2 protein-coding genes are annotated in these 3,765 nt (G+C 56.9%); one reads left to right on the top strand and one right to left on the bottom strand.

Going from position 1 to position 3,765, the window contains the following annotated elements:
• Positions 1-186: 186 nt before the first annotated feature.
• Positions 187-1,005, bottom strand: a complete 819-nt coding sequence (locus A3730_RS13210) for a mechanosensitive ion channel family protein (RefSeq protein WP_063518939.1) — start codon at positions 1,003-1,005, stop codon at positions 187-189.
• Between the two features lie 300 nt (positions 1,006-1,305).
• On the opposite strand from A3730_RS13210, the gene metH reads away from it, so the two are divergent.
• Positions 1,306-3,765, top strand: a 2,460-nt coding sequence (gene metH / locus A3730_RS13205; protein WP_063538219.1) for a methionine synthase, incomplete at its 3' end; no start/stop codon positions are given.

Here is a 3,765-nt window from a genome sequence, read left to right as displayed (position 1 = left end):
TTGGCATTGGTAGAGTCGGAATTGGTGTTGCCACGCTTGAACAACAACCCGACACCAATATCACCGGACCACTTTGAAACTTCACTGCCCTCGTCGGTGGCTGCATCTTCTGCAGCCACCGATACCGCCGGAAGCCCGGCGGCCAGCAGCATGGCAGCGATTGTCTTACTGCGCATGAATGACTCCTTAATCGTTTTTGTCGAAATGTACGTCCATCTGCGGGAACGGAATGCCAATGCCAGCTTCGTCAAAGCGACGCTTCACGGTTTCCGTGGTATCCCACAGAACCGGCCAGTAGTCCGCGCTATTTACCCAGGGACGGCACAAGAAGTTAACCGAACTATCCGCAAGCTCACCCACGACGATGGTCGGCGCAGGATCCTTGAGCACACGATCATCCGCAGCAAGAACCTCCTGCAGCACCTTTTTCACTACGGAAAGGTCCGCATCGTAAGCGACACCAAAAACCATATCCACTCGACGTGTGGGCTTTTCCGAATAGTTGACGATATTTCCGGACATGATTGCACCGTTGGGCACGGTCAGAACCTTGTTATCCGGGCTGTTCATGATCGTCGCAAAAATACGGATTTCCTTGACCGTGCCAGAGGTTCCCCCCGCCTCCACGTAATGCCCCACGCGAAACGGCTTGAACATGATCAGCATGACGCCCGCAGCAAAGTTACCCAGGGAATCTTTCAAGGCCAGGCCAACAGCCAGGCCGGCGGCACCCAGAATCGCAACCAGGGAGGTCGTCTCTATACCCAGTTGATCCAGGGACGCAATCACTACGAAAACGAACAGCAGAACGTGAACAATCCGCCCCAGGAAAGTGGCGACTGTTTCATCCATGCGCTTGTTTAGCAGCTTTTTAACCCAGCCACTAAGGCGGGCAACAATCCAGCTACCGACAATGAAAATAACCAGTGCCGCCGCAATGCTCCAGGCATAAGGCACCAGATTTTCATTGGCAAAGGTTTCCAGTTGGGTCAGATATTGATCCATTAAGCGTACTCCTCATCCTGTGAGCGCGAATTATGCCCGTTCCTGCGGCAAGCCCAAGCCATGCTGATGCCGCCGCGCGGGATTTTACAAAAATTTCATCCACTGGCCGCGAGACATGCCTGCCATTCCGCCACCAAGCCTGCCCAATAATGAAACCTAATGCACCTTATGGCCAGTCTGCTGCCGCCAACAATGCCCTTTTATCGCGATTCCCCCCGGAAAAAGCACCACATATTGGGTATCTGCGCCCTGCCCCGCTATAATGCACGCCCCAATTTCCCGCCCTTGCCGGAGCCATCGATGTCACAGAACCCGCGCGCTCAATTAACTGCCCAACTCAAGGAACGCATCCTGATTCTTGATGGTGGCATGGGCACCATGATCCAGCGCTGCCAGTTCAGTGAAGAGGAATTCCGCGGCAGCCAGTTCGCCGACTGGCCCAGCGACCTGAAAGGCAATAATGACCTGCTCAGCATGACGCAACCTGAGCGAATCAAGGCATTGCACAAGGGCTACCTGGACGCGGGCGCGGATATCATCGAGACCAACTCGTTTAATTCCACGTCCATCGCCATGGCCGATTACGACATGCAGGACCTGGCGCGGGACATCAACGTTGCCGCCGCCCGTGTCGCCCGGGAGGCCGCCGACGAAGCCTCCACACCAGACAAGCCCCGCTACGTGGCCGGGGTGCTTGGCCCCACCAACCGCACCGCCAGTATCAGCCCGGACGTGAACGACCCGGGCTATCGCAACACGAACTTTGATGCACTGGTGAACGCCTATCTGGAGGCCCTGGACGGCCTGGTAGAGGGCGGCATCGACATGGTGCTGATCGAAACCATTTTCGACACCTTGAATGCCAAGGCGGCGGTCTTTGCGGTGGACCAGTACTGCTACGAGAACAATCTGGACTTGCCGGTCATGATATCCGGCACCATCACCGATGCCTCGGGCCGTACCCTCACCGGGCAAACCACCGAGGCCTTCTACAACTCCCTGCGCCACGCCCGCCCAATCAGCTTTGGCCTGAACTGTGCACTGGGGCCCATGGAGTTGCGTCCGTACATCGAAGAGCTGTCGCGCATTTCCGAAACTTATGTGTCCGCCCACCCCAACGCCGGGCTGCCCAACGAAATGGGTGAATATGACCTGGATCCGTTCACCATGGCAAAAGAAGTCCGCGCCTGGGCGGAGAAAGGCTTTCTGAACATTATCGGTGGTTGCTGCGGGACTACCCCGGAGCACATCGCCGCCATGGCGGAGGCTGTTGAAGGTCTGGCGCCACGCCAACTGCCCGACATTGAAGTGGCATGCCGACTGTCCGGCCTGGAGCCCTGCACCATCGCCAAGGATTCCCTGTTCGTGAATGTGGGCGAACGGACCAATGTGACCGGGTCCAAACGATTCCTGCGCCTGATCAAGGAAGAGGACTACGATGCCGCGCTGGACGTGGCCCGCGACCAGGTGGAGAACGGCGCCCAGATCATCGATATCAACATGGATGAGGGGATGCTGGAATCCGCCGAGTGCATGGTGAAGTTCCTCAATCTGGTGGCCTCAGAACCGGAAATCTCCAAAGTGCCGATCATGATCGACTCCTCCAAGTGGGAAGTGATCGAGGCCGGGCTGAAATGCATCCAGGGCAAGGGGGTGGTGAACTCCATCTCCATGAAGGAAGGCGAAGAGGCCTTTCTTCATCAGGCGCGCCTATTGCGACGTTACGGTGCTGCCGTGATCGTCATGGCTTTCGATGAGGAAGGCCAGGCAGATACCCGTGAGCGCAAGGTGGAAATTTGCACCCGTGCCTACAAATTGCTCACCGAAGAAGTGGGTTTCCCGCCGGAAGACATTATTTTCGACCCCAACATCTTCGCCATTGCCACCGGGATCGAAGAGCACAACAACTACGCCGTGGATTTCATTGAAGCGGTAGGCGACATCAAGCGCACCCTGCCCCACGCCATGATTTCCGGCGGGGTCTCCAATGTGAGTTTCTCTTTCCGGGGCAACGACACGGTTCGTGAAGCCATCCACGCAGTGTTCCTCTATTACGCCATCAAAAACGGCATGGACATGGGGATCGTCAATCCCACCATGTTGGCCATTTATGCGGACATTCCCGAAGAACTGCGCAACGCAGTGGAAGATGTGGTGCTCAACCGCCACGAAGACGGCACCGAAGTCTTGCTGGATCTTGCCGAGAAATACCGGGGTAGCGGCGGCGAGAAAGCCAAAAAGGAAGATCTGGCCTGGCGTGAATGGGCCGTCGAAAAGCGCCTTGAGCATGCCCTGGTGAAAGGCGTTGCCGACTACGTGGAAGAAGACACCGAGCTGGCCCGCCAGAATGCCGCCCGCCCGCTTCACGTCATCGAAGGTCCCTTGATGGATGGCATGAACGTGGTCGGCGACCTGTTTGGCGAAGGCAAGATGTTCCTGCCCCAGGTGGTCAAATCCGCCCGGGTCATGAAGAAGGCAGTCGCCTACCTGATGCCCTTCATGGAGAAGGAAAAGGAAGAGCTGGGCACCCAGGATGAAGCCAACGGCAAAATCCTGATGGCCACCGTGAAAGGCGATGTGCACGACATCGGCAAGAACATTGTTGGCGTGGTGCTGCAATGTAATGGCTATGACGTGGTGGACCTGGGCGTCATGGTGCCTTGCGAGACTATTCTCGAGGTAGCCAAAGAAGAAAATGTGGACATCATTGGCCTCTCCGGGCTGATTACCCCCTCGCTGGAAGAAATGGTGCATGTGGCC

The organism is Alcanivorax sp. HI0044 (genome assembly GCF_001634945.1).
Note: the sequence above shows the minus strand (reverse complement) of the source record. Positions and strands in the feature narration are given on the sequence as shown.